The organism is Streptomyces sp. NPDC052042 (genome assembly GCF_044548345.1).
GTDB lineage: Bacteria > Actinomycetota > Actinomycetes > Streptomycetales > Streptomycetaceae > Streptomyces.
In genome coordinates, this window is the sequence record NZ_JBIUBU010000001.1 from 141,709 (window position 1) to 166,770 (window position 25,062).

The 25,062-nt window shown below is 71.5% G+C and carries 22 protein-coding genes; 8 read left to right on the forward strand and 14 right to left on the reverse strand.

The window, feature by feature from the left end:
* Nucleotides 1-142: 142 nt before the first annotated feature.
* Both ACIHCL_RS00645 and uvrA read right to left on the reverse strand, forming a co-directional pair.
* A complete protein-coding gene (locus ACIHCL_RS00645) occupies nt 143-571 on the reverse strand; it encodes a Rieske (2Fe-2S) protein (RefSeq protein WP_399855229.1) in 429 nt (142 codons plus the stop codon).
* 411 nt (nt 572-982) lie between these two features.
* The gene (uvrA, locus tag ACIHCL_RS00650) at nt 983-4,042 is read right to left on the reverse strand and encodes an excinuclease ABC subunit UvrA (protein WP_399855232.1); all 3,060 of its coding nucleotides are present in this window, start codon (nt 4,040-4,042) and stop codon (nt 983-985) included.
* A gap of 177 nt (nt 4,043-4,219) precedes the next feature.
* Here uvrA and ACIHCL_RS00655 point away from each other — a divergent pair, with 177 nt between their 5' ends.
* Both ACIHCL_RS00655 and ACIHCL_RS00660 read left to right on the forward strand, forming a co-directional pair.
* Nucleotides 4,220-4,909 carry a maleylpyruvate isomerase family mycothiol-dependent enzyme gene (locus ACIHCL_RS00655; protein WP_399855234.1) on the forward strand — a complete coding sequence of 230 codons (690 nt, stop codon included), beginning with the start codon at nt 4,220-4,222 and terminating at the stop codon, nt 4,907-4,909.
* A gap of 10 nt (nt 4,910-4,919) precedes the next feature.
* The gene (locus ACIHCL_RS00660) at nt 4,920-5,576 is read left to right on the forward strand and encodes an MBL fold metallo-hydrolase (RefSeq protein WP_399855236.1); all 657 of its coding nucleotides are present in this window, start codon (nt 4,920-4,922) and stop codon (nt 5,574-5,576) included.
* A 172-nt stretch (nt 5,577-5,748) separates the two neighbouring features.
* On the opposite strand, the gene ACIHCL_RS00665 is transcribed toward ACIHCL_RS00660, so the two are convergent.
* From ACIHCL_RS00665 to ACIHCL_RS00685, 5 genes are all read right to left on the reverse strand, one after another.
* Nucleotides 5,749-6,753, reverse strand: coding sequence for a TerC family protein (locus ACIHCL_RS00665; protein WP_399855239.1), 1,005 nt, complete (start codon nt 6,751-6,753; stop codon nt 5,749-5,751).
* A gap of 277 nt (nt 6,754-7,030) precedes the next feature.
* Nucleotides 7,031-8,965, reverse strand: a complete 1,935-nt coding sequence (locus ACIHCL_RS00670) for a TerD family protein (protein WP_399855241.1) — start codon at nt 8,963-8,965, stop codon at nt 7,031-7,033.
* A 133-nt stretch (nt 8,966-9,098) separates the two neighbouring features.
* Nucleotides 9,099-9,677, reverse strand: a complete 579-nt coding sequence (locus ACIHCL_RS00675; protein ID WP_399855244.1) for a TerD family protein — start codon at nt 9,675-9,677, stop codon at nt 9,099-9,101.
* A gap of 132 nt (nt 9,678-9,809) precedes the next feature.
* Nucleotides 9,810-11,924, reverse strand: a complete 2,115-nt coding sequence (gene uvrB / locus ACIHCL_RS00680; protein WP_399855247.1) for an excinuclease ABC subunit UvrB — start codon at nt 11,922-11,924, stop codon at nt 9,810-9,812.
* Between the two features lie 153 nt (nt 11,925-12,077).
* Nucleotides 12,078-12,959 carry an MHYT domain-containing protein gene (locus ACIHCL_RS00685; protein ID WP_399855249.1) on the reverse strand — a complete coding sequence of 294 codons (882 nt, stop codon included), beginning with the start codon at nt 12,957-12,959 and terminating at the stop codon, nt 12,078-12,080.
* 349 nt (nt 12,960-13,308) lie between these two features.
* Here ACIHCL_RS00685 and ACIHCL_RS00690 point away from each other — a divergent pair, with 349 nt between their 5' ends.
* Nucleotides 13,309-14,706 (forward strand): MFS transporter, encoded by a 1,398-nt coding sequence (locus tag ACIHCL_RS00690; RefSeq protein ID WP_399855252.1) that lies wholly within the window; start codon nt 13,309-13,311, stop codon nt 14,704-14,706.
* A gap of 110 nt (nt 14,707-14,816) precedes the next feature.
* On the opposite strand, the gene ACIHCL_RS00695 is transcribed toward ACIHCL_RS00690, so the two are convergent.
* Complete coding sequence (locus ACIHCL_RS00695; protein WP_399855254.1) at nt 14,817-15,179, reverse strand: cupin domain-containing protein; 363 nt, start codon at nt 15,177-15,179, stop codon at nt 14,817-14,819.
* A 123-nt stretch (nt 15,180-15,302) separates the two neighbouring features.
* Between ACIHCL_RS00695 and ACIHCL_RS00700 the strand changes: the two genes are divergently transcribed.
* Both ACIHCL_RS00700 and ACIHCL_RS00705 read left to right on the forward strand, forming a co-directional pair.
* On the forward strand, nt 15,303-16,304 hold the full coding sequence (locus tag ACIHCL_RS00700; protein WP_399855258.1) for a pseudouridine-5'-phosphate glycosidase: 1,002 nt from the start codon (nt 15,303-15,305) through the stop codon (nt 16,302-16,304).
* 140 nt (nt 16,305-16,444) lie between these two features.
* Nucleotides 16,445-17,374 carry a carbohydrate kinase family protein gene (locus tag ACIHCL_RS00705; protein ID WP_399855260.1) on the forward strand — a complete coding sequence of 310 codons (930 nt, stop codon included), beginning with the start codon at nt 16,445-16,447 and terminating at the stop codon, nt 17,372-17,374.
* 383 nt (nt 17,375-17,757) lie between these two features.
* On the opposite strand, the gene ACIHCL_RS00710 is transcribed toward ACIHCL_RS00705, so the two are convergent.
* The 4 genes from ACIHCL_RS00710 to ACIHCL_RS00725 all read right to left on the reverse strand — a co-directional run bounded on the left by ACIHCL_RS00710 (nt 17,758) and on the right by ACIHCL_RS00725 (nt 20,310).
* Entirely contained in the window at nt 17,758-18,405 is a 648-nt protein-coding gene (locus tag ACIHCL_RS00710) for a uridine kinase (protein ID WP_399857057.1), read from the reverse strand.
* 57 nt (nt 18,406-18,462) lie between these two features.
* Nucleotides 18,463-18,768, reverse strand: coding sequence for a hypothetical protein (locus tag ACIHCL_RS00715; RefSeq protein WP_399855261.1), 306 nt, complete (start codon nt 18,766-18,768; stop codon nt 18,463-18,465).
* A gap of 6 nt (nt 18,769-18,774) precedes the next feature.
* Nucleotides 18,775-19,251, reverse strand: a complete 477-nt coding sequence (locus ACIHCL_RS00720; RefSeq protein ID WP_399857059.1) for a cupin domain-containing protein — start codon at nt 19,249-19,251, stop codon at nt 18,775-18,777.
* 333 nt (nt 19,252-19,584) lie between these two features.
* A complete protein-coding gene (locus ACIHCL_RS00725; RefSeq protein WP_399855263.1) occupies nt 19,585-20,310 on the reverse strand; it encodes a winged helix-turn-helix transcriptional regulator in 726 nt (241 codons plus the stop codon).
* An 85-nt stretch (nt 20,311-20,395) separates the two neighbouring features.
* Between ACIHCL_RS00725 and ACIHCL_RS00730 the strand changes: the two genes are divergently transcribed.
* Nucleotides 20,396-21,607 (forward strand): pyridoxal phosphate-dependent aminotransferase, encoded by a 1,212-nt coding sequence (locus ACIHCL_RS00730; RefSeq protein ID WP_399855266.1) that lies wholly within the window; start codon nt 20,396-20,398, stop codon nt 21,605-21,607.
* 66 nt (nt 21,608-21,673) lie between these two features.
* Nucleotides 21,674-22,375 (forward strand): peptidase, encoded by a 702-nt coding sequence (locus ACIHCL_RS00735; protein WP_399855269.1) that lies wholly within the window; start codon nt 21,674-21,676, stop codon nt 22,373-22,375.
* Here ACIHCL_RS00735 and ACIHCL_RS00740 read toward each other — a convergent pair.
* A complete protein-coding gene (locus ACIHCL_RS00740; protein ID WP_399855271.1) occupies nt 22,356-22,883 on the reverse strand; it encodes an HXXEE domain-containing protein in 528 nt (175 codons plus the stop codon). The genes ACIHCL_RS00735 and ACIHCL_RS00740 overlap by 20 nt on opposite strands.
* Before the next feature lie 83 nt (nt 22,884-22,966).
* Between ACIHCL_RS00740 and ACIHCL_RS00745 the strand changes: the two genes are divergently transcribed.
* The gene (locus ACIHCL_RS00745) at nt 22,967-23,545 is read left to right on the forward strand and encodes a TetR/AcrR family transcriptional regulator (protein ID WP_399855274.1); all 579 of its coding nucleotides are present in this window, start codon (nt 22,967-22,969) and stop codon (nt 23,543-23,545) included.
* 226 nt (nt 23,546-23,771) lie between these two features.
* Here ACIHCL_RS00745 and ACIHCL_RS00750 read toward each other — a convergent pair whose 3' ends face one another.
* Complete coding sequence (locus ACIHCL_RS00750) at nt 23,772-25,049, reverse strand: SWIM zinc finger family protein (protein ID WP_399857061.1); 1,278 nt, start codon at nt 25,047-25,049, stop codon at nt 23,772-23,774.
* Between the last annotated feature and the right edge of the window lie 13 nt (nt 25,050-25,062).

Genomic DNA, 25,062 nt, shown 5'->3' on the forward strand with positions numbered 1-25,062 from the left:
CGGCCTTTCGCCCGGTGCGGGCCGTTTCGGGAAGCACCCGCCCGGTGCACGGGACCCGGCCCGATCGCTGTCCGACCGGGCCGGGGAGTGGGGGAACGGGGGTGGCCGCCGGCGCCCGGGCGCGGGCAGGGGGCGACCGGGGTCAGGCCTCGGGGCCCGCCACGAGCTTGCCGCCCTCGACCCTGACCGGCACCGCGGGCAGCGGCGCGGTCGCCGGGCCCTTCGTCGCCGTGCCGGTCGTCGTGTCGAAGTGGCTGCCGTGGCAGGGGCAGCTGCCCACGTTCTCCTCGACCTTGTCCAGCACGCAGCCACCATGGGTGCACTGGGCGCTGAACGCCTTGTACTGGCCCTTCGCCGGGCAGCTCACCACGACCCGCTGCTCACGGTAGAGCTTGGATCCGCCGACCGGGATCTCCTCCGGTGCGCCGAGGTCGACGGGGGCGGTGGGCGTCGGCGGCCCCGCGTGGCCGAGCACCGATTCGGTCGAGCAGGCGGCCGCTCCCAGCCCGGCGACGCCGACGAGAGCGGCGCCCTTCAGCACGGTACGGCGGGCGGCGGGCTGGCCGGGCATGCGGTCTCCACTGGTCGGAGGGGCGGAATCATGCGGAGGTCGCGACGACGGGGACACGGGGGTACCGGAGGTACGCGGGCATCTGCGCCATCGGTGACAGAACCGACGATACCGGCGAGGACCCAGCGACCGACGCGCGGGCCTCCCCGGAGGGATTTCCCCTGGTCAGGGCCGGGGACCGGGGGGCCGGCACGGATGCCGCCCCGACCGCGGGAACGACGGCCACGACGACGCGGAAGCGGCGGGACCGCCCGCTGCGGAGGCTCGGCGGCCGTGCCGAAGCCGACGACGAGGCCGACGGTCCCCTTCGCCGGGGGCCGTCGGCCGTGACCGCGCCGTCAGACCTCGCGCGCGGGTCGTCTGCGCGCGGTCGTCTGGGGAGCAGGTCGTAAGCGTCGGCTGAGCTGTCCGTCAGGCCTCTCGTGCGCGGGTCGTCTTCTTCGCCGCGGGCTTCTTCGCCGCGGCCGTCTTCGCGGACCTGGCCGTGGTGGACTTGGCTGTCTGTCCCGCCCCCGTCCGGGCCGTGGCCGTCTTCCTGGCCGGGGCCGCCTTCGCGGCGACCGCCTTCTTGGCGGCGACCTTCCGCACCGGCTTGCGGGCGGCGGGCACCGCGGCCTCGCTCACCCGGTCCGGGTCCAGGACGGCCTGGAGGAACTTGCCGGTGTGACTGGCCGGGATTCCGGCGACCTGCTCCGGTGTCCCCTCGGCGACCACCCGGCCACCGCCGCTGCCGCCCTCGGGACCCATGTCGACGACCCAGTCCGCGGTCTTGATCACATCGAGGTTGTGCTCGATCACGATCACCGAGTTGCCCTTGTCGACCAGCCCGGACAGCACCTTGATGAGCTTGCTGATGTCCTCGAAGTGCAGACCCGTGGTCGGCTCGTCCAGGACGTAGACCGTGCGGCCTGTGGAGCGCTTCTGCAGTTCGCTCGCCAGCTTGACCCGCTGCGCCTCACCGCCGGAGAGCGTCGGTGCGGACTGGCCGAGGCGTACGTACCCCAGACCGACCTCGTTGAGCGTGCGAAGGTGCCGGGCGATGGTCGGGACGGCCTCGAAGAACTCCAGACCCTCCTCGATCGGCATGTCCAGCACCTCGGCGATGGACTTGCCCTTGTAGTGGACCTCCAGGGTCTCGCGGTTGTACCGCGCTCCGTGGCAGACCTCGCACGGGACGTACACGTCCGGCAGGAAGTTCATCTCGATCTTGATCGTGCCGTCGCCGGAGCAGTTCTCACAGCGGCCGCCCTTGACATTGAAGGAGAAGCGGCCCGGCAGATAGCCGCGCACCTTCGCCTCCATCGTCTCCGCGAACAGCTTGCGGACGTGGTCGAAGACACCGGTGTACGTGGCCGGGTTGGACCGGGGCGTGCGGCCGATGGGCGACTGGTCGACGTGCACCACCTTGTCGACCTGGTCGTCGCCGTCGACCCGGGTGTGCCGCCCGGGCACCGACTTGGCACCGTTCAGCTCGCGCGCCAGGTGCGTGTAGAGGATGTCGTTGACCAGCGTCGACTTCCCCGACCCGGAGACGCCCGTGACCGCCGTGAGCACGCCGAGCGGGAAGGAGACGTCGATGTCCTGGAGATTGTTCTCCCGGGCTCCGTGCACCGTGAGGCTGCGGGACGGCTCGGCGGGGCGCCGGACGGTGGGCGTCGAGATCGACTTCGTGCCGTTCAGATACTGGCCGGTGATCGACTCGTCGTTGCGCAGCAGTTCCTTCAGCGATCCGGAGTGGACCACCTTGCCGCCGTGCTCACCCGCGCCGGGGCCGATGTCGACGACCCAGTCGGCGACCTTGATGGTGTCCTCGTCGTGCTCGACGACGATGAGCGTGTTGCCCATGTCACGGAGGCGGACCAGGGTCTCGATCAGCCGGTGGTTGTCCCGCTGATGCAGGCCGATGGACGGCTCGTCCAGCACGTACAGAACGCCGACCAGACCGGAGCCGATCTGGGTGGCCAGCCGGATGCGCTGGGCCTCGCCGCCGGACAGGGTGCCTGCCGCGCGGTTCAGCGAGAGGTAGTCGAGGCCCACGTCGACCAGGAACCGCAGTCGCTCGTTGACCTCCTTCAGCACCCGCTCGGCGATCTTCTTGTCCCGGGTGTTCAACGTCAGCCGGCCCAGGAAGTCCGCGCAGTCGCTGATCGACATCGCGGAGACCTCGGCGATGGACTTGTCCATCACCGTCACCGCCAGGACGATCGGCTTGAGGCGGGTGCCCCCGCAGGTCGGGCAGGGCACCTCACGCATGTACCCCTCGAAGCGCTCCCGGCTGGAGTCGCTCTCGGCCTCGGAGTGCCGCCGCTTGACGAACTGCACCGCCCCCTCGAACGCGGGCGTGGTGTACGCGCGCTCCCGTCCGTAGCGATTGCGGTAGCGCACCTCGGTCTGGATCTTGTGACCGTAGAGGAGGGCCTTCTTCGCTCGCTGCGGCAGCCCGGCCCAGGGGATGTCCGTGCGGAAGCCGAGAGCCTTGGCCAGAGCGCCGATCAGGCGGCCGAAGTACTCCTTGGTGTGGCCGTGCGACCAGGGATGGATCGCGCCCCCGTCGAGCGTCCTGTCCTCGTCGGGGACGACCAGCTCGGGGTCGACCTCCATCCGCGTACCGATGCCCGTGCAGTCGGGGCAGGCGCCGAAGGGCGAGTTGAAGGAGAAGGAGCGCGGCTCCAGCTCCTCGAAGGAGAGGTCGTCGTACGGGCAGTAGAGGTGCTCGGAGTACATCCGCTCACGCTCGGGGTCGTTCTCGGGGAGGTCGACGAAGTCGAGCACGACCATGCCGCCGGACAGCCCGAGCGCGGTCTCGACCGAGTCGGTCAGCCGGCGCTTGGCGCTCTCCTTCACCGTGAGGCGGTCCACGACCACCTCGATGGTGTGCTTCTCCTGCTTCTTCAGCTTCGGAGGTTCGGCGAGGTGGATGGTCTCGCCGTCGACCCGGGCCCTGCTGTACCCCTTGGTCTGGAGATCGGCGAAGAGATCGACGAACTCGCCCTTGCGCTCGCGCACCAGCGGCGAGAGCACCTGGAAGCGGCTGCCCTCGGGAAGGCCCAGCACCTTGTCCACGATGGCCTGCGGCGACTGCCGGGAGATGGGGCGGCCGCACTCGGGACAGTGCGGCTTGCCGATCCTGGCGAACAGCAGCCGGAGGTAGTCGTACACCTCGGTGATGGTGCCGACCGTCGAGCGCGGGTTGCGCGAGGTCGACTTCTGGTCGATGGAGACGGCGGGCGAGAGGCCCTCGATGAAATCGACGTCCGGCTTGTCCATCTGGCCGAGGAACTGCCGGGCGTACGAGGAGAGGGACTCCACGTAGCGCCGCTGGCCCTCGGCGAAGATCGTGTCGAATGCGAGGGACGACTTGCCCGACCCGGAAAGCCCGGTGAAGACGATGAGCGAGTCGCGGGGAAGGTCGAGAGAGACGTTCTTGAGATTGTGCTCGCGAGCGCCACGGACGATGAGACGGTCGACCACGCCGGTCCGCACCTTTCTTGGAGAGAAGTGGGGGAACTGAGCCCCTGTCCCAGGGTATGGGGGGCGCCACAGCGATGTACGAAGCTTTTCGACTCCGAGCGTATAGCACGCACATTCGATTTATGGACGGCCGTCCGCTCCTTCACCCGATTGAGTGGCCGGGCTACGCTCGGCCCCATGACTGATCACGCGCACGACCTGCGCGCCGTACGTGAAGCGACCGATCGGCTGCTCAGTGCCACCCGGAAACTGAACGACGAGGACCTGGCCCGGCCGTCGCGCCTGCCGGGCTGGAGCCGCGGCCATGTAGTCGCGCACCTCTCACGTAACGCCGACGCGCTCGTGAATGTTCTCCAGGGCCGCCCGATGTACGCAGACAGCGAAACCCGTGAGCGGGACATCGAGCGCGGCGCCCCCCGGCCGAAGGCCGAGCAGCTGGCCGACCTCGCCGACAGCGCGGCCCGTTTCGCGGACACCGCCTCGGCCCCGGCCGACTGGTCCCGCACGGTCACGCTGCGCAACGGCGTGACGGACTCGGCCTCCCGGATCCCCTTCCGCCGCCGCGTCGAGGTCGAACTGCACCACGTCGACCTGGGCATCGGCTACGAGCTGGAGGACCTTCCGGACGAGTTCGTCACCCGGGAGATCGACTTCCTCACCGAGCGGTTCGCCGGGCACTCCGACGTCGTGTCCACCGAGGTGGTCGCCGACGACGGCCGGTCCTGGTCCACGGGCGGCGGCGCCGAGGGCGCCCCCGTCGTGGTCCGCGGGTCCGCCGGCGAGCTGCTCGGCTGGCTCTGCGGACGCCGCGACGGATCAGCGCTGACCGTCGACGGCGGCCCGCTCCCCGCGCTGCCCCCGCTATAGGCTGAGACGCATGACGTACAGCGGAGCGGTCAAGGTCGGCGGTCCTGCGGACGTACACGAGTTGACAGACCTGATGGTCTCCAAGGTTGCCGTCGGCCCGGGGAACAACAACGCCTACCTGCTGCGTTGCCGGGCCACCGGCGAGCAGCTTCTCATCGACGCGGCCAACGAGGCCGGGACGCTGTTGCGGCTGATCGGTGACGACGGCATCGCCTCCGTCGTCACCACCCACCGGCATGCCGACCACTGGCAGGCGCTCGCCGAGGTCGTCGCCGCCACCGGCGCCCGCACGTTCGCCGGCCGGTACGACGCCGAGGGCATCCCGGTCCCGACCGATGTCCTGGTGGACGACAACGACACCATCCGGGTGGGCCGAGTCGAACTGACGGCTCGTCATCTCGTCGGTCACACCCCGGGGTCCATCGTGCTGGTCTACGACGACCCGCACGGCGCCCCCCATGTGTTCACCGGGGACTGCCTCTTCCCCGGCGGCGTCGGCAATACCCACCGGGACCCGAAGGCTTTCGCGAGTCTGCTGCACGATGTGGAGACCAAGCTCTTCGACCGGCTGCCCGACGAGACCTGGGTCTACCCGGGCCACGGGCATGACACCATGCTCGGCGTCGAGCGCCCTCGGCTGCCCGAGTGGCGCGCCCGCGGCTGGTGACACCGACCGGCCGGCCACCCCTCGGCCCGCGCCGGACCCACCGGCCCCGCGCGGGAACCCGCACGATTCCGAAGTGCCCCGCCCCTCCCACGGGGTGGGGCACTCCGACGTTGCCCGGCCTCGATGGCGGACGACACACTCCCCTCGGGACAGCGGCCGAGGGCGGGCCTTCTCAGGAACCGTGGCCCGCTCCCACACCGGCGGCCCCCTCCGGTTCTACGGCCGCCTCGGCCCGCTTGCGCCTCCGTTCGGCGATCAGGCTGGTGATCGTGGTGATCACCAGGATCCCGCAGATGACGCCGAGCGAGACCGGTATGGAGATCTCGGGGACGTGCGCCCCGGATTCGTGCAGCGCGTGCAGCACCAGCTTCACGCCGATGAAGCCCAGGATGACCGAGAGCCCGTAGCTGAGGTGGACCAGCTTCTTCAGCAGTCCGCCGATCAGGAAGTACAGCTGCCGCAGCCCCATCAGGGCGAAGGCGTTGGCCGTGAACACGATGTACGGGTCCTGGGTCAGACCGAAGATCGCGGGTATGGAGTCCAGGGCGAACAGCACATCGGTGGTGCCGATGGCGAGCATGACGACCATCAGCGGTGTCAGGACTCGCTTGCCCTTGTCGCGGATGAAGAGCTTGGTGCCGTGGTACCGGTCGGCGACCCCGAAGCGACGCTCGATCGATTTGAGCAGGCGGTTCTCCTCGAACTCCTCCCCTTCCTCGTCGGCCCGCGCCTCCTGGACGAGCTTCCAGGCGGTGTAGATCAGGAACGCTCCGAAGATGTAGAACACCCACGAGAAGTGGGTGATGACGGCGGCACCCGCGGCGATGAAGATCGCACGCAGCACCAGCGCGATCAGCACGCCGACGAGCAGCACCCGCTGCTGGAGGTGGGAGGGGACCGCGAACTTCGCCATGATCAGAACGAAGACGAACAGGTTGTCGACACTGAGCGACTTCTCCGTGATGAAGCCCGCGAAGAACTCGCCCGCCGCCCGGCCGTCACCGAAGACCAACAGGCCCAGTCCGAAGAGAACGGCCAGCCCGATCCAGACGACCGTCCAGATTCCGGCCTCCTTCGTCGACACGTCATGCGGCCTGCGTCCGATGAAGAAGTCGACGGCGATGAGGGCGGACAGACCGAAAACGGTCAGCGCCCAGAGGGTCCATGAAACGTCCACTGCACCTCCGGCAGTTCACTACGGCTACTGATTCGACGTCGTCGCTGCCGGAGGTCTCCTCCACCCGGGCACACACACCGCGCACCAGGACCGACGCCCCGGGACCGGTCACGGTCCGTACTGACGGGAACGTCGCGTGTGGGAGTACTCCCCTCCGCCCAAGAAACAGTACAGGAACCACCAAGAGACGGTAAGAGCAAGGTAAAGACTGACCAAAAGGCCAGGTGAGAGATGGTGTGCGGCAGTCCTGAAGAGGACCCGTCCGGGACGGCCCGGCTCAGCGGCTCCGGGTACGACGAGCCGCGGCCACCTTGGCCAGTACGTCGTCGAGCACCCGGCTGCCGGGCGGCACCCTCAGGGGCTCGTAGGTCCAGGCGTGCCCCACCCAGGGATCGGCCAGGTGATCGTCGGCCACCGGGCTGATCCGCAGCAGCGCGCGCCACAGCGGATCGAGGACCGGTCCGTAGGCGGCGGTGTCCTCGCGGTCCGCGACCATCATCAGGTGGACGCCCACCGAGGGCCCTTCGTCGGCCAGGTAGCGCAGTTGGTTGACGGCCCGGTCGTCGAAGCCGTGCGGGAAGTCGTTGACGATCAGCAGATGCCGGCCGGTGTCCACATCCGGCGGCAGCGAGTCGGCGGCGCCCGCCCGGACCGCCATCTGCACCAGGTCGACGCGCCGGGTGAGTCTGCCGAGGACGGCGGTGACTCCCTCGTGTCCCGCGGCGGGCGGTTCGGTGAGCACACCGGAACGGATCAGCGGGGCGAGCGGTCCGGCCGCGGAACCCGCGGGGTCGATCACATGCACGGAGAACTCGTCGGCCGGGTACACGGCCAGCAGGCGGGCCGCGTGCGCGACCGCGTTCTCCATGGCCAGGCGGCGCAGTTGGGCGGCGTCCGTCAGAGCCGCGGCCCCGGACGCCGTACGACCGCTGTCGACCCAGATGCCGCGCTCCAGCGGGAGCCTGACCAGCAGCGGGACACGCAGTCCGGTGGCCTCGGGCAGATGGAGGTCGCCGATCCGCAGCGCCATAGGGATCTCCATCGGGACGCGGTGGGCGTGCCAGACGGGGTTGTCCCATCCCGCGTACGCGGCGGGGAGCGCGGGTTCCACCACGGCGGACTCCGCGGTGAGCTGCGCGACGTCGCGGTCGAACGCCTCCCTGGCCCGGGAGACGAGTTCGTCGCGCTTGGCGCGCGCCTGCTCGCGCGCCCGGTCGCCGGCGCCACCGATCCGGTTGCGCGGGTCGGACAGGGTCCGTTCGAGTTCCTGGTCCATGCGGGACTCGGCGAATTCGGTGGCGCTGCGGTACGCGGCGGTGGTCCGGGCCAGGTCCTCGAACATGCCCCAGATCTGGTTGTAGAGCCGCTCGTCCATGGACCAGCCGGTGGCGTCCCCCGCGACGGGCCGGGCCGGGCCGCCGGGCTCGGCGGGCGGGGCGGTGGGAGGGGGCGGCGGGGGTGCGGAGGTCTGACGGCGCGGGTGCGTGTAGTTGATGGTGACGCCCGGCGGCGGGGCGGGTTGGGTGAGCGGCTCGGTCCGGGGGGCCGCGGGTGGTGCGGCAGGGGGCGGGGTGCCGTCCGGGGCCGGTGCGGGGCGCGTGCCGTGGCCGACGCGGTCTCCGCCCGGGGAGCGGGGCGGGGGCGGTGCGGGGGTACGGGCCATCGCGTCGGAGACGTTGTCCTGGATCGAGCGGGCGAGTTCGTCCGCCCGGTCCAGGCCCTGGTCGGCGAGCAAGTCGGCGAGGCCGCCGGCGTAGCCCTGGCCGACGGCGCGGACCTTCCAAACACCCTGGCGCCGGTAGAGCTCCAGGGCCGAGACCGCCGATTCGGTGTCGAGCCCGGTGAGGGTGAAGGTGGCGATCTCGTCGCCGTCGAGCCCCGTGACGGCGACGAACGGTGCGGCCACCGCGCCGAAGCGGGCCGGGCCGCCGATGCCCGTGGGCAGGGCCAGCAGCACGGTGAGGCGGTGCGCCTGGGCGGGAACCGCGTCGAGGTCCACGGCGAGCCGGTGCCCGGCGGCGGCCTGCCGGGGCACTTCGAGCCCCGGCAGTCGGGGCGCCCCCGGGTGGGCGACCCACTCGGTGCCGCGCACGGCGCCGTTCTCGTCACCGAGCGTGGCACCGGCCACGACGGGCGTGCCGGCCGACACCCGGATCTCCAGTCGGGTCTGGGGCAGGATGTGGTTCTGCCCCCGGACCAGCTCGGCCGTCATTGCCCTGTCCCCTCGACGATTTGCTGCTGCGCTGTGCGGTGTGGTACCGAGCGGCATCACGTGGTGCAGCTCCCGGCGGCCGTTGCCGCCGGGAGCTGCGCGTGCCTCTGCCGGCCGGCCGGTCCGGCCGTGCTTACAGATGCGGCAGGATCGCCGGCATCAGGTCCTGGAAGGTACGGCCGTTGGCCGGGGCACCGACGGCGGTCATCCGCCATCCGTTCCCCGAGCGGTGCACCTTCGCCATGATCTGGGCGGTGTACTGCCCGCCGCCGTCCAGCGTGTAACGGGCGAGCTCCTGCCCGTTGGTCTCGTCCACGAGACGGCAGAAGGCGTTCTGCACCTCCTGGAACGTCTGGCCGGTGAAGGAGTTCACCGTGAAGACGATCTGGTCGATGTGGACCGGCACGCGCTGGAGGTCGACGAGGATCGCCTCGTCGTCGCCTCCCGAACCGGCGCCACCGACCAGGTTGTCCCCGGTGTGCGTGACCGATCCGTCGTCACTGACGAGGTGGCGGAAGAAGACCACGTCGACCGGCTGCTTGTCGGCGAACAGCACCGCCGACGCGTCGAGGTCGATCTCCCGGGTGCGCGAACCGAACAGGCCGCGGCGCGGTGCCGCCTGCCAGCCGAGCCCCATTCGCACCGCGGTCAGGGTCCCCCCGTCGCTCTTCTGCAGGCTGATGCCCTGCCCCTTGGTCAGATTGACCGTCACGCGCTGTCCCCTCTCGGCTTGCCCCGCAACCATCCGTGCGCGGTTTTCTCAGCACCCTACGCAGTGGCACTGACAACGAGACCGCTTGAGGCGTTTTTGTGTCGGTCCTGCAACACATCGACCGCTTGGCGCTCAAGCGAGGCCCGCCTCCCGCATCTGGCGCAGCTCCTTCTTCAACTCGCCGATCTCGTCGCGCAGCCGGGCCGCCACCTCGAACTGCAGATCCGCGGCGGCGGCGCGCATCCGCTCCGTCATCTCCTCGATGATTCCGGCGAGTTCGGCGGCGGGCCGGTCGGTGACCACGGCGGCCCCCTTCTTCCGGGATCCGGCCGCCGTGCCGCCCAGTGACGGAACGGGGGCCTTGGCGCCCTTCTCCTTGCGGTAGCCGGTGCCGAGCAGCTGCTCGGTGTCGACCTCCTCGCGGGCCATCGTCGCGACGATGTCGTTGATCTTCTTGCGCAGCGGCTGGGGGTCGATGCCGTGCTCGGTGTTGTAGGCGATCTGCTTCTCGCGGCGGCGGTTGGTCTCGTCGATGGCCTGGGCCATCGCCGGGGTGATCGTGTCCGCGTACATGTGGACCTGCCCCGAGACATTGCGGGCGGCGCGTCCGATGGTCTGGATCAGGGACGTACCCGAGCGGAGGAAGCCCTGCTTGTCCGCGTCGAGGATGGCGACGAGCGACACCTCGGGAAGGTCAAGGCCCTCGCGCAGCAGGTTGATGCCGACCAGCACGTCGAACTCGCCGGATCGCAGCTCGCGCAGCAACTCGACGCGGCGCAGGGTGTCGACGTCGCTGTGGAGGTAGCGGACCTGGATACCGAGTTCCAGGAAGTAGTCGGTGAGGTCCTCGGCCATCTTCTTGGTGAGGGTGGTGACCAGGACCCGTTCGTCCTTCTCGGTGCGCTTGTGGATCTCGTGCACCAGGTCGTCGATCTGGCCCTCGGTGGGCTTGACGACGACCTCGGGGTCGACGAGGCCGGTGGGGCGGATGATCTGCTCCACGAAGCCGTCGCTCCGGGACAGCTCGTACGTCCCGGGGGTGGCCGAGAGGTAGACGGTCTGGTTGATCCGGCTCAGGAATTCCTCCCACTTCAGCGGGCGGTTGTCGAGCGCGGAGGGCAGCCGGAAGCCGTGGTCGACGAGGGTGCGCTTCCGGGAGGCGTCGCCCTCGTACATGGCGCCGATCTGCGGCACGGTGACGTGCGACTCGTCGAGGACGAGGAGGAAGTCCTCGGGGAAGTAGTCGAGGAGGGTGTTGGGGGCGGTTCCGGGCGAGCGGTCGTCGAAGTGCATCGAGTAGTTCTCGACGCCGGAGCAGGTGCCGATCTGCCGGAGCATCTCGATGTCGTACGTGGTACGCATCCGCAGGCGCTGGGCCTCCAGCATCTTGCCCTGCTTCTCCAGCTCGGCGAGCCGCTCCTCCAGCTCCCGCTCGATCCCGTTGACCGCCTTCTCCATGCGTTCGGGGCCGGCGACGTAGTGGCTGGCGGGGAAGATGTAGAGGGCCTGGTCCTCGCTGATCACCTCGCCGGTGAGCGGGTGGAGGGTGGAGAGGGCCTCGATCTCGTCGCCGAACATCTCGATGCGGACCGCGAGCTCCTCGTAGACCGGGAAGATCTCGATGGTGTCGCCGCGGACCCGGAACGTGCCCCGGGTGAACGCGAGGTCGTTGCGGCTGTACTGGACCTCGACGAAGCGGCGCAGCAGCTCGTCTCGGTCGATCTCGTCGCCGACCTCGAGGGGGACCATCCGGTCCACGTACTCCTGGGGCGTACCGAGACCGTAGATGCAGGAGACCGAGGCGACCACGACGACGTCGCGCCGGGTGAGCAGCGAGTTCGTCGCGGAGTGGCGCAGCCGCTCGACCTCCTCGTTGATCGAGGAGTCCTTCTCGATGTATGTGTCCGACTGGGGGACGTACGCCTCGGGCTGGTAGTAGTCGTAGTACGAGACGAAGTACTCGACGGCGTTATTGGGCAGGAGCTCACGGAACTCGTTCGCCAACTGGGCCGCAAGCGTCTTGTTCGGCGCCATCACGAGGGTGGGGCGCTGCAGTTTCTCGATCATCCACGCGGTGGTCGCCGACTTTCCGGTGCCGGTCGCGCCGAGCAGGACGACGTCCTTCTCTCCCGCGCGAATGCGCCGGTCCAGCTCGACGATGGCCGCGGGCTGGTCACCGTTGGGCTGATAGGGACTGACGACCTCGAAAGGCGCCACCGAACGTTCGATCTTCGAAACGGGCCGCATGACACCACGGTACGACTCCCCACTGACAACCGGGCCGGGTCGCCGCCGCGCGGGGGCCGGAGCGGCGGCGGGGGGCGGGCCCTGGGAGGGGACCGGGCCGGACCCGGTGCCGAGCGGCCGGCCGGGCCGGGGCGGACGCCGGCAGGGCCGTGGTCACCATTCCCCGGGCGGTGCGGGGTCGCGCGGGCGGGAGTGGAACGAGGCCGGGTCGGCGTACGTGCCGAAACTCGGGACGTGCCGCGCCGGGCCTCCGGCCGCCCCGGCGGAGTCGGCGCCGGTCCCGGCATCGTTCCAGTCCGGGGTGCCCATCACCATCAGGGGGTCGAACATCACCACGACCGCGGCGAGGAGCAGGAAGCAGCCGGGGCCGACCAGCAGGGGCAGGAGGGGGACGGTCGAGCCGTCGGTGGTGGCGCCGGTCAGGGCGTTGGGGTGCAGATGGACGCTGAGCGCGGCCATGCCCGTGTAGTGCATGCCGCTCACGGCGACGCCCATGACGACGCTGGCGCCGAGGCCGCCCAGGAAGCCCTGGACGGATACGGCCGCCCAGAGCGCGGTGGTGGCGGCGACCACGGCGATGACGACGGAGAGCACCACGGTGAGCGTGTTGTACTCGAAACGCCCATCCAGTCGTATCCCGGCCATGCCCAGGTAGTGCATCGTGGCCATGCCGAGCCCGGTGATGGTGCCGCCGGTCACCAGCGCCATGCGGGTGGCACGCCGGTACCCGACGACGAAGATGCCGACCGCGACCATGCCGATGACGACCGCGAGGCTGGCGAAGGTGATCGGTTTGTCGTAGCCGATGGCCACCCCGTCGATGGTGAAGCCCATCATCGCGACGAAGTGCATGGTCCAGATGCCGGAGCCGATCGAGGTCGCACCGAGCGCCAGCCAGCCCGCCTTGAAGGATCGCTCGGTGCGCAGCGAACGGGTCATGCAGCGCAGTCCGAGGGCCGCGCCGAGACAGGCCATCAGGAAGGCCGCGACGGGCGTTACCGCCCCGTAGCTGAAACCGTCGATCGTGCCCTGCATGCTCGTACGCCCTTCGCGGAAGCCCGGGTCCGGGGGTGACCCTAAGCCGCGAGGCCCGGCAAACAAACAGAAGAGCTGCATTTTATCGACAAGGAGATCGGCCCGTGACCCGGTCCCGGCGGGCTCGTGCTGTCGCCGTCCTCCGCCTGTTCCACGACGGGTGCGGTCGGCATCCTCCGCCCGTCCGCGGCTCCGGCGCGAGGAGCGCACGTGCGCGCGGGGCTTCCTCGGAACAGCCTCAGTGGCCGATCCGCCCGCATGGTTCCGCCCGGAGAAGCCGCGCCCTCCCCCGTACCCGTATCCCCGCAGTCGCATTTCGCACCTGCGTACGAGCTGGCACACTGCGTCGGTGACCAAGCCCCTCGATGCTCCTGACACATCCGCCCGGCCCGTCCGACCCGCCCGGCCCGCCGAGCGGGTGTCGGAGGCCGACCTCCCCGTGCTGCGGCGCAGAACGTCCGCCGTGCTGATAGCCAGCCAGATACTCGGCGGCCTCGGCGTGCCCATCGGTATCGCCCTGGCACCGGTCCTGGCCTCGGAGGTGGGCGGTTCCGAGGCGTTGGCGGGTCTGGCCCCGACGGCTTCGGTGGCCGGTACCGCACTGCTTTCGCTGCCGTTGGCGGCGTTGATGACCTCACGCGGCCGACGCCCCGGGCTCGTGCTCGCCTATCTGATCGGCGCGTTCGGCGCGGCGCTCGTGGTGCTGGCCACCATCGTGGAGAGCTTTCCGCTGCTGTTGCTGGGGATGGCCGCGTTCGGTGCCGGCTCCTCGGCCAATCTGCAGGCGAGGTTCGCGGCCGCGGATCTGGTCGAGCCGGACCGCCGGGGGCGGGCGATCTCCACCGTCATCTGGGCCACGACGATCGGCTCGGTCCTCGGGCCGAACATCGCGGCCCCGGTGGGGCGGGTCTTCCGCGGTACGGCGATATCCGAGCAGGCGGGCCCGTTCTTCTTCGCGGCCGGGATCTTCCTGCTCGCCGCGGTGCTGGTCGGGGCGCTGCTGCGGCCGGACCCGCTGCTGACCGCCCGGGCCCTGGCCCCGCAGGGCGAGGCGTCCCTCGCGGGCCGGTCGCTGCGTGCCGGATTCACGGCGGTCCGCGCGTCGGCGAAGGCGCGGCTGGCCCTGGTCACGGTGGCCGTCTCGCATACCGCGATGGTGTCGATCATGGTGATGACACCCGTTCACCTGGGCCATCACGGCGCCGGACTGCAACTGATCGGCCTCGTCATCAGCGGCCACATCGCGGGGATGTACGCGTTCTCACCGGTGATGGGCTGGTTGTCCGACCGGTTCGGCCGGCTGACCGTGATCGGTCTGGCGATCGGACTGCTCTGCTGTGCGGCGCTCCTGGCGGGTACCGCGGGCCCCAGCCACGGCCGCACCGCGGCGGGGCTGTTCCTGCTGGGTCTGGGCTGGTCGGCCGGGCTGGTCGCCGGTTCGGCCCTCCTCACCGACTCCGTGCCGCAGCCCGCCCGCGCCGCCGTGCAGGGGCTTTCGGATCTGACCATGAACGCGGCGGCGGGTATCGGCGGCGTCGTCGCCGGACTGATCGTCGCCCGGGCCGGCTACGGCTGGCTGAACGCGGTGGCGGCCTGCCTGCTGCTCCCGCTGGCGGCCTTGGCGCTGCGCCGGTCCCTCGCGCAGTCCGCCGCACACGACGTACCCGACGCGCCCGGGGCTCCGGCCCCCTGCACCCCGGCACCCGTGACACCCTCAGCCCCCGAGCCGCCCGCCACCGAGCGCTGAGGTCATGGACACGACCGCCGACGCCCCCGGGAGCGGTCCCCGGTGCGTGGGAGACGTTCAGCGGCACTTCTCGGCTGACCGCTGACGCCTCCGGGGCGCTCGCCGACGCGTCAGAGGCTGATGTGGTACGCCTTGCGCAGCGTCTCGTGCACGGTCCACGTCGTGCGGTCGCCCTCGCGCAGCACGCAGACGTCGCCCGGCCCGATCTCCAGCGTCGACCCGCCCTCGACCGCCACGGTGGCCCGACCGCTGACGACCACGAACAGTTCGTCGGCCTCGGTGTCGGTCACCACGCCAGGCGTGATCTGCCAGATGCCGCGCACCTGCTTGCCGTCGGGCGACTCCCACAGGACCTTGCCCGTCACGGCGGGATCGCCCGAGACGATCTGCGCGGGGTCGAGCGGTTCGGGTTCAAGTTCGGCGTCCGGAATATGCACGACGAACGAGGCCGGAGACTGATCATTTGTGGTCATGGCCGGTCACCATAGCGGCCCTTTCATAACTTCTCGGCCTCCAGGATCGAAAAGAGCGTGCGCGCGGGGAGGGCGGTGCGGCCGTACGTTTGAGGTCGGTACACCCGCGACAGGGATGTGGACATGTCATTCAATGCCACGGACAGCGCGCCTGCCTACGCCCCCGTCCTCTCCGCCGAGGTACGGGCGGCCCTCGCCACGCACCGCCCCGTCGTGGCCCTGGAATCGACGATCATCGCCCACGGCCTGCCGCGTCCGCGCAATCTCCGGGTCGCCGGAGAGCTCGAAGGACTGGTGCGGGCCTCGGGCGCGGTCCCGGCCACGATCGCCGTACTCGACGGACGGGCCCGCGTCGGACTGGACAGGGGGCTGCTGGAACGGATCGCCACCGACCCGGCGATGCGGAAGCTGGGGCACCGCGATCTCGCACCGGCCCTGGCGACGGGTGCGAGCGGTGCGACGACCGTGTCCGCGACGGCCTTCCTCGCCGCCCGCGCCGGACTGCGCGTCTTCGCCACCGGCGGGCTCGGCGGCGTGCACCGGGAGTGGACGCGGACCCAGGACGAGTCGGCGGACCTGCGGCTCCTGGCAGAGACCGGCGTCACGGTGGTGTGCGCGGGGGTGAAGTCGATCCTGGACGTCCCCGCCACCCTGCAGCGCCTGGAGACACTCGGGGTCGGGGTGCTCGGCTACGGCACCGAGCACTTCCCCGGCTTCTACCTGCACAGCTCGGGCGAACCGGTCGACTGGACGGTGCGGACGCCCGAAGAGGTCGCGGAGGTGATGCGGGCCCAGGACGCGCTGGACGGCCCCGCATCCGCGCTGATCGTCGCCAACCCCGTACCCGTACGGGACCAGCTGGATCCCGGTCTCCACGACCGGGTGCTGGCCGAGGCCCTCGACCTGTGCCGGGAGCGCGGCATCGTGGGCCAGGCCGTCACCCCCTTCCTGCTGGACCGGCTGATGCGGCGGACCGAGGGTGCCTCGCTGGAGGCCAATCTGGCGGCCGTACGCGGAAACGTGGCGCTGGCCGCCCGGATCGCGGCGGCGTGGACGGCCCTCGCGCCGAGCACGAGGGCACACCCCGACGGCCGTGACACGGCACCGCGCGACGGTGCGCGTTGAACGGCATCGAACGGGAAGGCGCGGCGAACGACACCGCATCGAAGCGTTCGAGAACCGACCGCATGCCCGAAGACGCGAAGACGGTCCGCGGCTCTCGACGCGCGAGGACCGGCGCCGGGCCGGAACGCTTGGGGGACGGGGTGGCACCAGCACCGGACGCCGGCGCGCGCGCATCGCTCCGCGGCGGGCTCCTCGTCATCGGCGATGTGGTCACCGATGTGGTGGCCCGGCATATGACGAAGCTGGCCCACGGCACGGACACCTCCGCGCGGATCCGCACCCTGCCGGGCGGTGCGGGCGCCAACGTCGCTTGCTGGGCGGCGCGTTCGGGCTGCTCCGAGGTACGGCTGCTGGCCCGGGTCGGCGCCGACAGCGCCGACTGGCACCGGGACGCCCTGCGCCGGGCGGGGGTGCGCTGCCTGCTGGCCGTGGACGAGGAGGCACCGACCGCCACCGTCGTCGTCCTCGTCGACTCCGCGGCCGAGCGGACCTTCCTCACCGACAGCGGGGCGGTGCTGCGCCTCTCCGCCGGCGACTGGTCGCCGTCGATGCTCGACGGCATCGGCCACCTCCATCTCTCCGGGTACCTCCTCTTCGCCGCGACGAGCAGGGCGACGGCACTGCTCGCCCTGCGGGAGGCCCGACGGCGGCGGATCACGGTGAGCGTCGACCCGGCCTCGGCCGGTTTCCTCGCGGAGCTGGGCGCGGACCGCTTCCTGGCCGCGGTGGAGGGCGTGGACCTGCTGCTGCCCAGTACGGACGAGGCCCACCTGCTCACCGGCCTCCCGGAACCCGCGGACGCCGCGGCCGAGTTGAGCCTGTGGGTGCCCCGGGTGGTGGTGACGCTCGGCGGGGGTGGCGCGCTGCTGGCCGTGTCGGGCACGGTGACGGGGCGCTTTCCAGCCGTTCCGGTATGCGGGGTGGTGGACTCGACGGGGGCGGGCGACGCGTTCACGGGCGGTCTTCTCGCGGCCCTGCTGTCGGGTGCGGACGATGCCTCGGCCGTGGCGGCGGGCTGCCGGTCGGGGGCCGAGGCGGTCACCACGGTGGGTGGACGCCCGGGGCCGTGAAACGGGCCGAGCCGAGCCGACCCGGCCCGGCCGGACAGCCCGAGAGTGACGAACAAGCGGTCCGAGCGGGGCGAGCAGGGCAAGCAGAACGGGTATGCGGTCCGAACGGGGCGAGCGGACCGCCGAGCGGCCGGGGTGCGACGCGTTCCCTCACGGCCGGACCCGTGACGCGCGCGTCGTCGTCACAGGGCCGTACGCATGCCCCGTCGCCACCACGGCGCCGTACGAATCCCCCGCCGCCAGGCCGTACGCGCGTCCCGTCGGTATGCGCGTCCGTCGGTATGCGCGTCCGTCGGTATGCGCGTCCCGTCGGTGCCAGGCCGTGCGTGCCGCCTCGGTGCCAGGCCGTACGCGACCCACCGTCGCCGGGTGGTTTCGACCCGCTACTCGTTCCGCCGCCAACCGGTCCAGGCGGGGCGCAGTGGGTCGTCGGCGCGTACGATCGCGTCCGCGCGTTCGCCGGGCGCCACCTCCTCCTCGTACCGCGCGAACGCGGGCAGGGTCCAGCGCTCGCTCTCCTCGGTACGCCGTCGCAGCGCACCCGGCGACAGGCTCAGGTGGATACTCAGGTCGAACGGGAACCAGTGCCCCAGCAGCAGCGGACCGTGTACCACCAGCACGCCTCCCTCCGGGAGCAGCCGGTACGGACTGCGTGTGGCCCGGTCCGTCACGGGATCCCACAGATCGGGCAGCACACGCCCGCTGCCGCCCGCCTCCAGCGGTCCGAAGACCTCACGCCACAGCGCGCCCGCGTCGAACCAGCCGCTGTAGTACGCCTCGGGGTCCTCCTTGCCGTACTCGTACCGGAGGCTCGCCGGTCGCAGAAACCCCTCGGTCGACACGACGAGCACCGCACGCCCCCGGACCCGCAGCGCCTGTGCGGCCCTCTCCGCCAATTCCCCCGTACGGGCCGCCGGAGCTCCGTCGACGGCGATCCTCGGCCAGTGACCGGCGTCGTGCGGCTCCAGACCGTCGGTACGGGCGGCGAACGCCTCGGCCAGCCGTTCCCAGGTGATCGCTTGGAATCGCATCATGCCGGATCGTGCCGTTCCCGGTCGCATCGCATCACTTCGCATCGCACGCGACCATCATCGCCCCCGGCCTGCGCCACCGGTCCCGGCCCTACGGTGGACGGGGCGCCTCCTCGACCGCCCGGCCAGTCGGCCGCGGGCCCGGCACGCCACCCGGTCGGCGAGCGGACGCAGACCCGCTTCGGCGAGCCGGTGGACGTCGAGCGCCCACCACCCGGTGACGTCATCCGGCGCCCCGATACGCCGGAAGCCGCGCTCCAGCGGCTCCCGGGCGGTCCGCGGACGGCCGCGCAGCACCGCCTCGGCCGCGGCGACCACGTTGGCGGGGGCGCTCGCGGACCATCGCCGATGGACCGCGGGCATGCGCCACTACTTCGTACCGCAGTCCACCGCCTCCGCGTCGTCGGAGAGCTCGCTGCCCTCGGGCAGCAGATAGGTCGCCCACAACACCACGGGCTCCGACCCCAGGTTGCGTCCGATGTGGCGGTGGCGGGCGCCGGAGGGCTCGATGAAGGACGAACCGGCGGGCGTCACCTCGACCGAGCAGTCGGCCAGGGTGCGCGTCAGCGTCCCGGACTTGACGACGGCGATCAACTGGCCCTGATGGGTGTGCCAGCCGGTGGAACCACCCGGCTCGACCGTGATGGTCCGGAAGGTCACGTCCGTACGGCCGTTGGGGGTCTGCACCTTCAGCTTCCCGGTCGATGTGCCCTTTGCGACCACCGTGCCGCTCACGCCGCCGCCGGGCGTGGCCACGGCCGCCGAGGGTGCGAACCCGAGCACCGCCGCGCAGCCGGTCAGGGCCAGGACGCGGGCGAGCCGCCCCCGACCCGTCCACGCTCCCACGCGCCCGTGCCGTTCGCCCGTTCCCCGCTGTCCGCCGATCCTCACGTACGACTCCTCGCATCGACATCCGGAAGCCGCGACGCTTCGCGCGCATCAGCGGACCGGGCACATCAGCGCGCCGGGGCGCACCGACCACTCCGGACGCGTCGACGATCCGGAGGCATCCTGGGTTCTTCGAACTCCCCCACGCTACCCACGCGTTGATGCGTCGAATCCTCCTCGTGCGCCGAGCTCCGGGCCGCCGTCCCCGCATCGCCGTCCACCGCCCGCCGCCCCGCCCTCCTTCCGGCATCCCTCGCACCGCACCAGGTCGCACCGTGCACGGCCCGCCACTCACTCCCCGCGGAGTTCGGCGGCGAGCGGCCCGTCGCCGACCACCTCGGCGCGCCCGCCCCTGACCGCCTCGGCCAGGGTCAACTCGCCCCGGCCGAGCGCGAGGCACGCGTCGGCATCGAGCGCGATACGGGCATCGGCACGGGCGGCCGGACCGTCCCCGTACACCGCCGCCCCGGCCGGCGACTCCGCCGGACCGCCCGCGCCGGCATCGTCGGCCGTACCACACCCCGCATCGTCCCGGCCGACGAGGCGCACATGGAACTCCCCCTCATCCAGGCGGACTTCGACGACTCCGGCATGTGTCGTCCCGTCCAGCACGCGCAACAGCGGCAGCGCGAACCAGTGCGCCCGCACGGCATCGGTGGGGCGCCGTTCGTCGAGTGCGGGCGCCCCCCATTCGGCGAGCGCGGCGAGCACGGGCAGCAGCCCGCGACCACGCTCCGTCAACTCGTACACCGAGGCCGCGGCGGGCGGCGGGAGCCGACGGCGGGTGACCAGGCCGTTCTGCTCCATGTCCTTGAGCCGGGAAGCGAGGACATCCGTGCTGACCCCCGGCAGGTCCGCGTGAAGGTCCGTGTATCGGCGCGGGCCCGCCAGCAGTTCACGGACGATCAGCAGCGTCCACCGGTCGCCCACGGAATCGAGGGAGCGCGCGGTGGCGCAGAACTGGTCGTAACTCCGGCGTCGGGACGGGCGCGTTGCGGGCTGTTGCTGACGTGGCATACGACGCAGTCTAGACATGTTGTTGGACTTTCCAAGCCCGAGCTTGGTAAAACCAAGTACCGCAATCAGGTCGGGGAGGCCACGCATGGAATTCCGGCAGTCCAGCAAGCTCGACGAGGTGTGCTACGAGATCCGGGGCCCGGTCATCGAGCACGCCAACGCCCTGGAGGAGGCGGGGCACAGCGTGCTCCGCCTCAACACCGGCAACCCCGCGCTCTTCGGCTTCGAAGCACCGGAGGAGATCGTCCAGGACATGATCCGGATGCTTCCGCAGGCCCACGGCTACACCGACTCGCGCGGCATCCTGTCCGCGCGGCGGGCGGTGGTGCAGCGTTACCAGGCGATGGGGCTGACGGACGTCGGGGTCGACGACGTCTTTCTCGGCAACGGGGTCTCCGAGCTGATCTCCATGGCCGTCCAGGCGCTGCTGGAGGACGGCGACGAGGTGCTCATCCCGTCCCCCGACTACCCGTTGTGGACGGCGGTCGTGACCCTCGCGGGCGGCAGGGCGGTGCACTACACCTGTGACGAGGCGTCCGACTGGAATCCGGACCTGGAGGACCTGGCGTCGAAGATCAGCGACCGCACCAAGGCCGTCGTGATCATCAACCCGAACAACCCGACCGGCGCCGTCTATCCGCCCGAGATCCTCGAAGGCATCCTCGATCTGGCACGCAGGCACGGCCTGATGGTGTTCGCCGACGAGATCTACGACCAGATCCTCTACGACGACGCCGAGCACCACACCGTGGCGTCCCTCGCTCCCGACCTGCTCTGCCTCACGTTCGGCGGCCTGTCGAAGACGTACCGCGTGGCGGGCTTCCGCTCCGGCTGGCTGGTGATCACCGGCCCGCAGCAGCACGCCCGCGGCTATCTGGAGGGGCTCACCACCCTCGCCTCCATGCGCCTGTGCCCCAACGCGCCCGCGCAGTACGCCATTCAGGCGGCACTGGGCGGCCGACAGTCGATCCGGGACCTGGTCGCGCCCGGCAGCAGGCTGCACGAGCAGCGCAACCGGGCCTGGGAGAAGCTGAACGAGATCCCCGGGGTGTCGTGCGTCAAGCCGAAGGGCGCGCTGTACGCGTTCCCGCGCATCGATCCGAAGGTGCACCCGATCGTCGACGACGAGAAGTTCGTCCTGGACCTGCTGCTACGGGAGAAGATCCAGGTCGTCCAAGGCACGGGCTTCAACTGGCCGCGGCCGGACCACTTCCGGATCCTCACGCTGCCGTACGCCGACGATCTCGACGCGGCCATCAGCCGCATCGGCCGCTTCCTGGCCGGATACCGCCAGTGAGAGACGACGGCTGTGATCGGATGCCCGCGTGACCTGCTCCGCCTGATCCGTCCCCGTCCTCACCTAGTGCCGCTCCCGGCAACGTCTGCCTCGCCGGACCTCGTCGGCCCGATCGTCGAGGGCGGGGCGGATCCGGCGACGGACCCGGCCTGGGCGGAGTCGGGGGCCTCGTCGCGGGCCGAGTACGCGCGCTGGGCGGGTCATCTGTGCGGTGTGACCTGCCTGCGCAGGGCACTCGGCCCCGGCGCCCCGTCCCTGTTCGAGCTGCGCGACGGGGCGATCGAGTACGGCGCGTACACGCAGGACGCGGAGGGTGTGATCCGGGGGCTGATCTACGCGCCGTTCGCGCAGTACGCACGGGAGGTGCACGGCCTCGACGCCACGGTCCACCGCCATCTGTCGTCGCGGGAGATTCTCGGACTGCTGGACGGCGGCCGCACCGTCCTGGCCTCGGTGCACCACGGCATCCGGCGGCCGGATCTGCCTCCTCCGAGAAAGGGCGGTCATCTGGTGCTGCTGACCGCCCGCACGGCCGACGGCACCGGCGTCCACTTCCACAGCCCGTCCGGCATCACGGCCGGCACCCGGGCCGCGGAACTACCACTGCCCGGCCTGCCGTGCCCGCGTCCGGCCGGTCGAGCGGCGCCACCAACCGGTCCGCTGCCGGCCGCCCCGTACCGGCCGCCCGGCCAGGTCGTCGGCAAGACCCCGTCAGCGGGCCGGGCGGGCTCTTCGCACACGCGCCGCCTCAGCCGCGCGGCCGTGTGATCCTGCGGGCCAGGACGTGGGCGCCCGCGACGACCACCGGGAGCAGCGCCGGTGCCGCCGCGGACACGGACGCACCGCCCATTCCGATACCGGCCGCCCTGAGCCTCCGTGCCGCCCAGAGCGCGTACGGGACGACGACGGTCGGCGCCGTGGCGACACCCGGTGTATAGCCCCGGTACGCCAACGACTGGACCATGTGGAGGAATCCGTGCAGGCCGAACCCGGCCAGTGCGGCCCGGAAGAACGGGCTCCGGCCTCCGGTGCGTGCACCGTCCGCCGACGCCGCGGCCACGACCGCACCCACCAGGCCGATGGCGACGCCCACTTCCCGCTGCGAGAGCTCCATACGCGCCCAGACGCGTTCGGGCACCTTCGGGAACCGCTCCTTGAGCCGGGGCCGGGCGGAGCGCGCCCATCCGGCCATGGTGGCCAATTCCTCCAGATCATTGGCCGCCCAGGCGGCGAACAGCCCCCAGGTCACCGCCTTCGAGACCCCTGCCTCTGCCATGACAAACCACCTGAATCGCAGCACGATGACGGCATCACCCTATAATGCAACACAACGTTGCGTTGCATTATCAGGGAGTGTTCATGCCTGATCCGACCGCGTCGCGCCGCCGGGGCAGGGGGCCTCGCGCCGCCGAGGCGATCTTCGACACCACCTTGCGCCAGCTCGCGGAGCGCGGCTACGCCCGTCTCACCATCGAGGCCGTCGCCCAGGACGCCGGGGTCAACAAGACGACGATCTACCGCTGGTGGCCGTCGAAACCGGCACTGCTTCGGGCGGCTCTGAGCCATGCGCGGGCCCTCGACATCGACATTCCCGACACGGGCAGCCTCCGCGGTGACCTCATCGCCCTGACCGAGCAGGTCATCGCCCTGCTCACCGACGTGCGTACCGAGGCGGTCGCCCGCGCCATGCTGTCCGGGACCGGCCTGCCGGACGGCGAACTCGCCGCTCTCTCCCATGACTTCTTCGCCGACCGCTTCTCCCGCGAGCAGCCGGTGTTCGCCCGCGCCGTCGCGCGCGGCGAGCTTCCGGAGCGCACAGACCCGAAGCTGCTGATGGATCTGGTCGCGGGCGCGGTGTGGACGCGGGTACTGCTGCGCCGCGAGCCGCCACCGCCCGGCTTCGCCCGGGACGTCGTCGACGCCGTGCTGCCCGCCTGAGCGCGGGGAGGGGAACCGCTCCGCCGGAGGCGAGCGGGGCTCGGGCCCGGCGTACCGCGGCGCCTTCTGGCGGAGCCGCCCCGCCGGGCGGGCGGGGCGGCGGTGCGCGGTGTGCTCCGGCCCCGTCCAGGACGGTTCTCGGGTACGCGGCGGAGAACGACGCACACGGACGATGCACACAGGTGTACCGGTACGCCGCCACCGAGCCCGGACCTGGTGGCGGGGGTCAGCCTCCGCCGAGCGCCAGGAGCGTGCCGACCGGATCGGTGTCCGGCGTGGCGCGGGGCCACCAGTCGTCCTCTCCCGGCTCCGACTCGTAGCCGTACCAGCGGCCGTCGTGGCCGAAGCGGAGCTGGAGTGTTCCATCGGGGTGCGTGAGGCGGTTGCGCCAGGGGTGGAAGCGGGGGAAGTCGGCCGCCGCGAGCGCGGGGCGGGCCCGGTCGAAGGGGCCGGCCGGAGGGTCCCAGGCCGTTTCCAGGACGGCCAGGCCCTCGGCCCCGCCCTGACGCCAGGCCGCCACGGCTCGGGCCAGGTCGGTGGTGGTACGGCCGGTGGCGTACGCCAGTTCGCGGTAGAGGGCGCGGGTGGTCGCCGTGAGCCCGGCGGTGGGGCGGGACGCGGCCAGGCGTACCGCGTCCTGCCACGGGGTGAGTCCGGCGAGCGGGTCGGCGCCGGTGGCGAGGAGCTTGTGCGCACGTACGGCGGCGTCCGTGGCCAGGTGGTCGAGGGCGAGCGGGTCGCGGGCGCCGGGCAGGCTCGGGTACGCGGGCGGCTGTCCGGGATGCGACGGGACGGGGAGCGGGGCGGGAAGCGTCGGGAGGGGGCGGTCGGCGAGGGCTTCGCGGGCGGACACCGAGGGCGTCGTGGGCGCGGCGGGGCGTTCGCGGGCCTCGTGCGCGGCATTGCGATGGCCCAGCTCTTCGAGGAGTTCGCGTTCGCCCCGGCCACGCAGCAGCAGGAGGACGAACGGGTCGGTGTCCAGGAGCCGGGCCATCTGATAGCAGAGGGCGGACACGTGCTTGCAGGGCCGGCCGTGGTCGGGGCAGGAGCAGCCGGGGTCGAGGTCGTCGGCCGCGGGCAACAGCACGACACCGGCTTCGGCCGCCGCGTCGACCAGTGAGTGCGGCATCTCCTTGTCGAGCAGTGCGGCAAGGTGGCCGGGGCGGGCGGCGACCGCGTCGAGGAAGGTGTCCCAGTCGGGGTCGGTGAGCGCCCTCAGACGCAGTTCGGTGCGGTAGGGGCGGGGGCGGCTGCCGTGGACGTAGGCGACGACCCGGCCGGGCGTGACGGTGATGGCGGCGACCTTGCCGCTGTCGGCGTACGCACGGCCGCGGGCCAGTCGCCCCTCGTCCATCGACAGGGATTCCAGGGCGTCCACCCAGGCACGCCCCCACCAACTGTCCGCGAAGGGTTCGTCGCCCTGCGAGGTGCGCGGGGGAACCGCTTCGAAGGTACGGCGCAGATCGTCCGGGCCTGGGCGTGGACGCACGGCGGAACGGTCCACGTCACCGGCACCG

What these genes read in the sequence shown, in the direction of transcription:
- ACIHCL_RS00645 (WP_399855229.1), bottom strand. Translation starts at nt 571, where the DNA reads ATGCCCGGCCAGCCCGCCGCCCGCCGTACCGTGCTGAAGGGCGCCGCT.
- ACIHCL_RS00655 (WP_399855234.1), top strand. Translation starts at nt 4,220, where the DNA reads ATGACTGATCACGCGCACGACCTGCGCGCCGTACGTGAAGCGACCGAT.
- ACIHCL_RS00660 (WP_399855236.1), top strand. Translation starts at nt 4,920, where the DNA reads ATGACGTACAGCGGAGCGGTCAAGGTCGGCGGTCCTGCGGACGTACAC.
- ACIHCL_RS00670 (WP_399855241.1), bottom strand. Translation starts at nt 8,965, where the DNA reads ATGACGGCCGAGCTGGTCCGGGGGCAGAACCACATCCTGCCCCAGACC.
- uvrB (WP_399855247.1), bottom strand. Translation starts at nt 11,924, where the DNA reads ATGCGGCCCGTTTCGAAGATCGAACGTTCGGTGGCGCCTTTCGAGGTC.
- ACIHCL_RS00685 (WP_399855249.1), bottom strand. Translation starts at nt 12,959, where the DNA reads ATGCAGGGCACGATCGACGGTTTCAGCTACGGGGCGGTAACGCCCGTC.
- ACIHCL_RS00695 (WP_399855254.1), bottom strand. Translation starts at nt 15,179, where the DNA reads ATGACCACAAATGATCAGTCTCCGGCCTCGTTCGTCGTGCATATTCCG.
- ACIHCL_RS00700 (WP_399855258.1), top strand. Translation starts at nt 15,303, where the DNA reads ATGTCATTCAATGCCACGGACAGCGCGCCTGCCTACGCCCCCGTCCTC.
- ACIHCL_RS00710 (WP_399857057.1), bottom strand. Translation starts at nt 18,405, where the DNA reads ATGCGATTCCAAGCGATCACCTGGGAACGGCTGGCCGAGGCGTTCGCC.
- ACIHCL_RS00715 (WP_399855261.1), bottom strand. Translation starts at nt 18,768, where the DNA reads ATGCCCGCGGTCCATCGGCGATGGTCCGCGAGCGCCCCCGCCAACGTG.
- ACIHCL_RS00725 (WP_399855263.1), bottom strand. Translation starts at nt 20,310, where the DNA reads ATGCCACGTCAGCAACAGCCCGCAACGCGCCCGTCCCGACGCCGGAGT.
- ACIHCL_RS00730 (WP_399855266.1), top strand. Translation starts at nt 20,396, where the DNA reads ATGGAATTCCGGCAGTCCAGCAAGCTCGACGAGGTGTGCTACGAGATC.
- ACIHCL_RS00740 (WP_399855271.1), bottom strand. Translation starts at nt 22,883, where the DNA reads ATGGCAGAGGCAGGGGTCTCGAAGGCGGTGACCTGGGGGCTGTTCGCC.
- ACIHCL_RS00745 (WP_399855274.1), top strand. Translation starts at nt 22,967, where the DNA reads ATGCCTGATCCGACCGCGTCGCGCCGCCGGGGCAGGGGGCCTCGCGCC.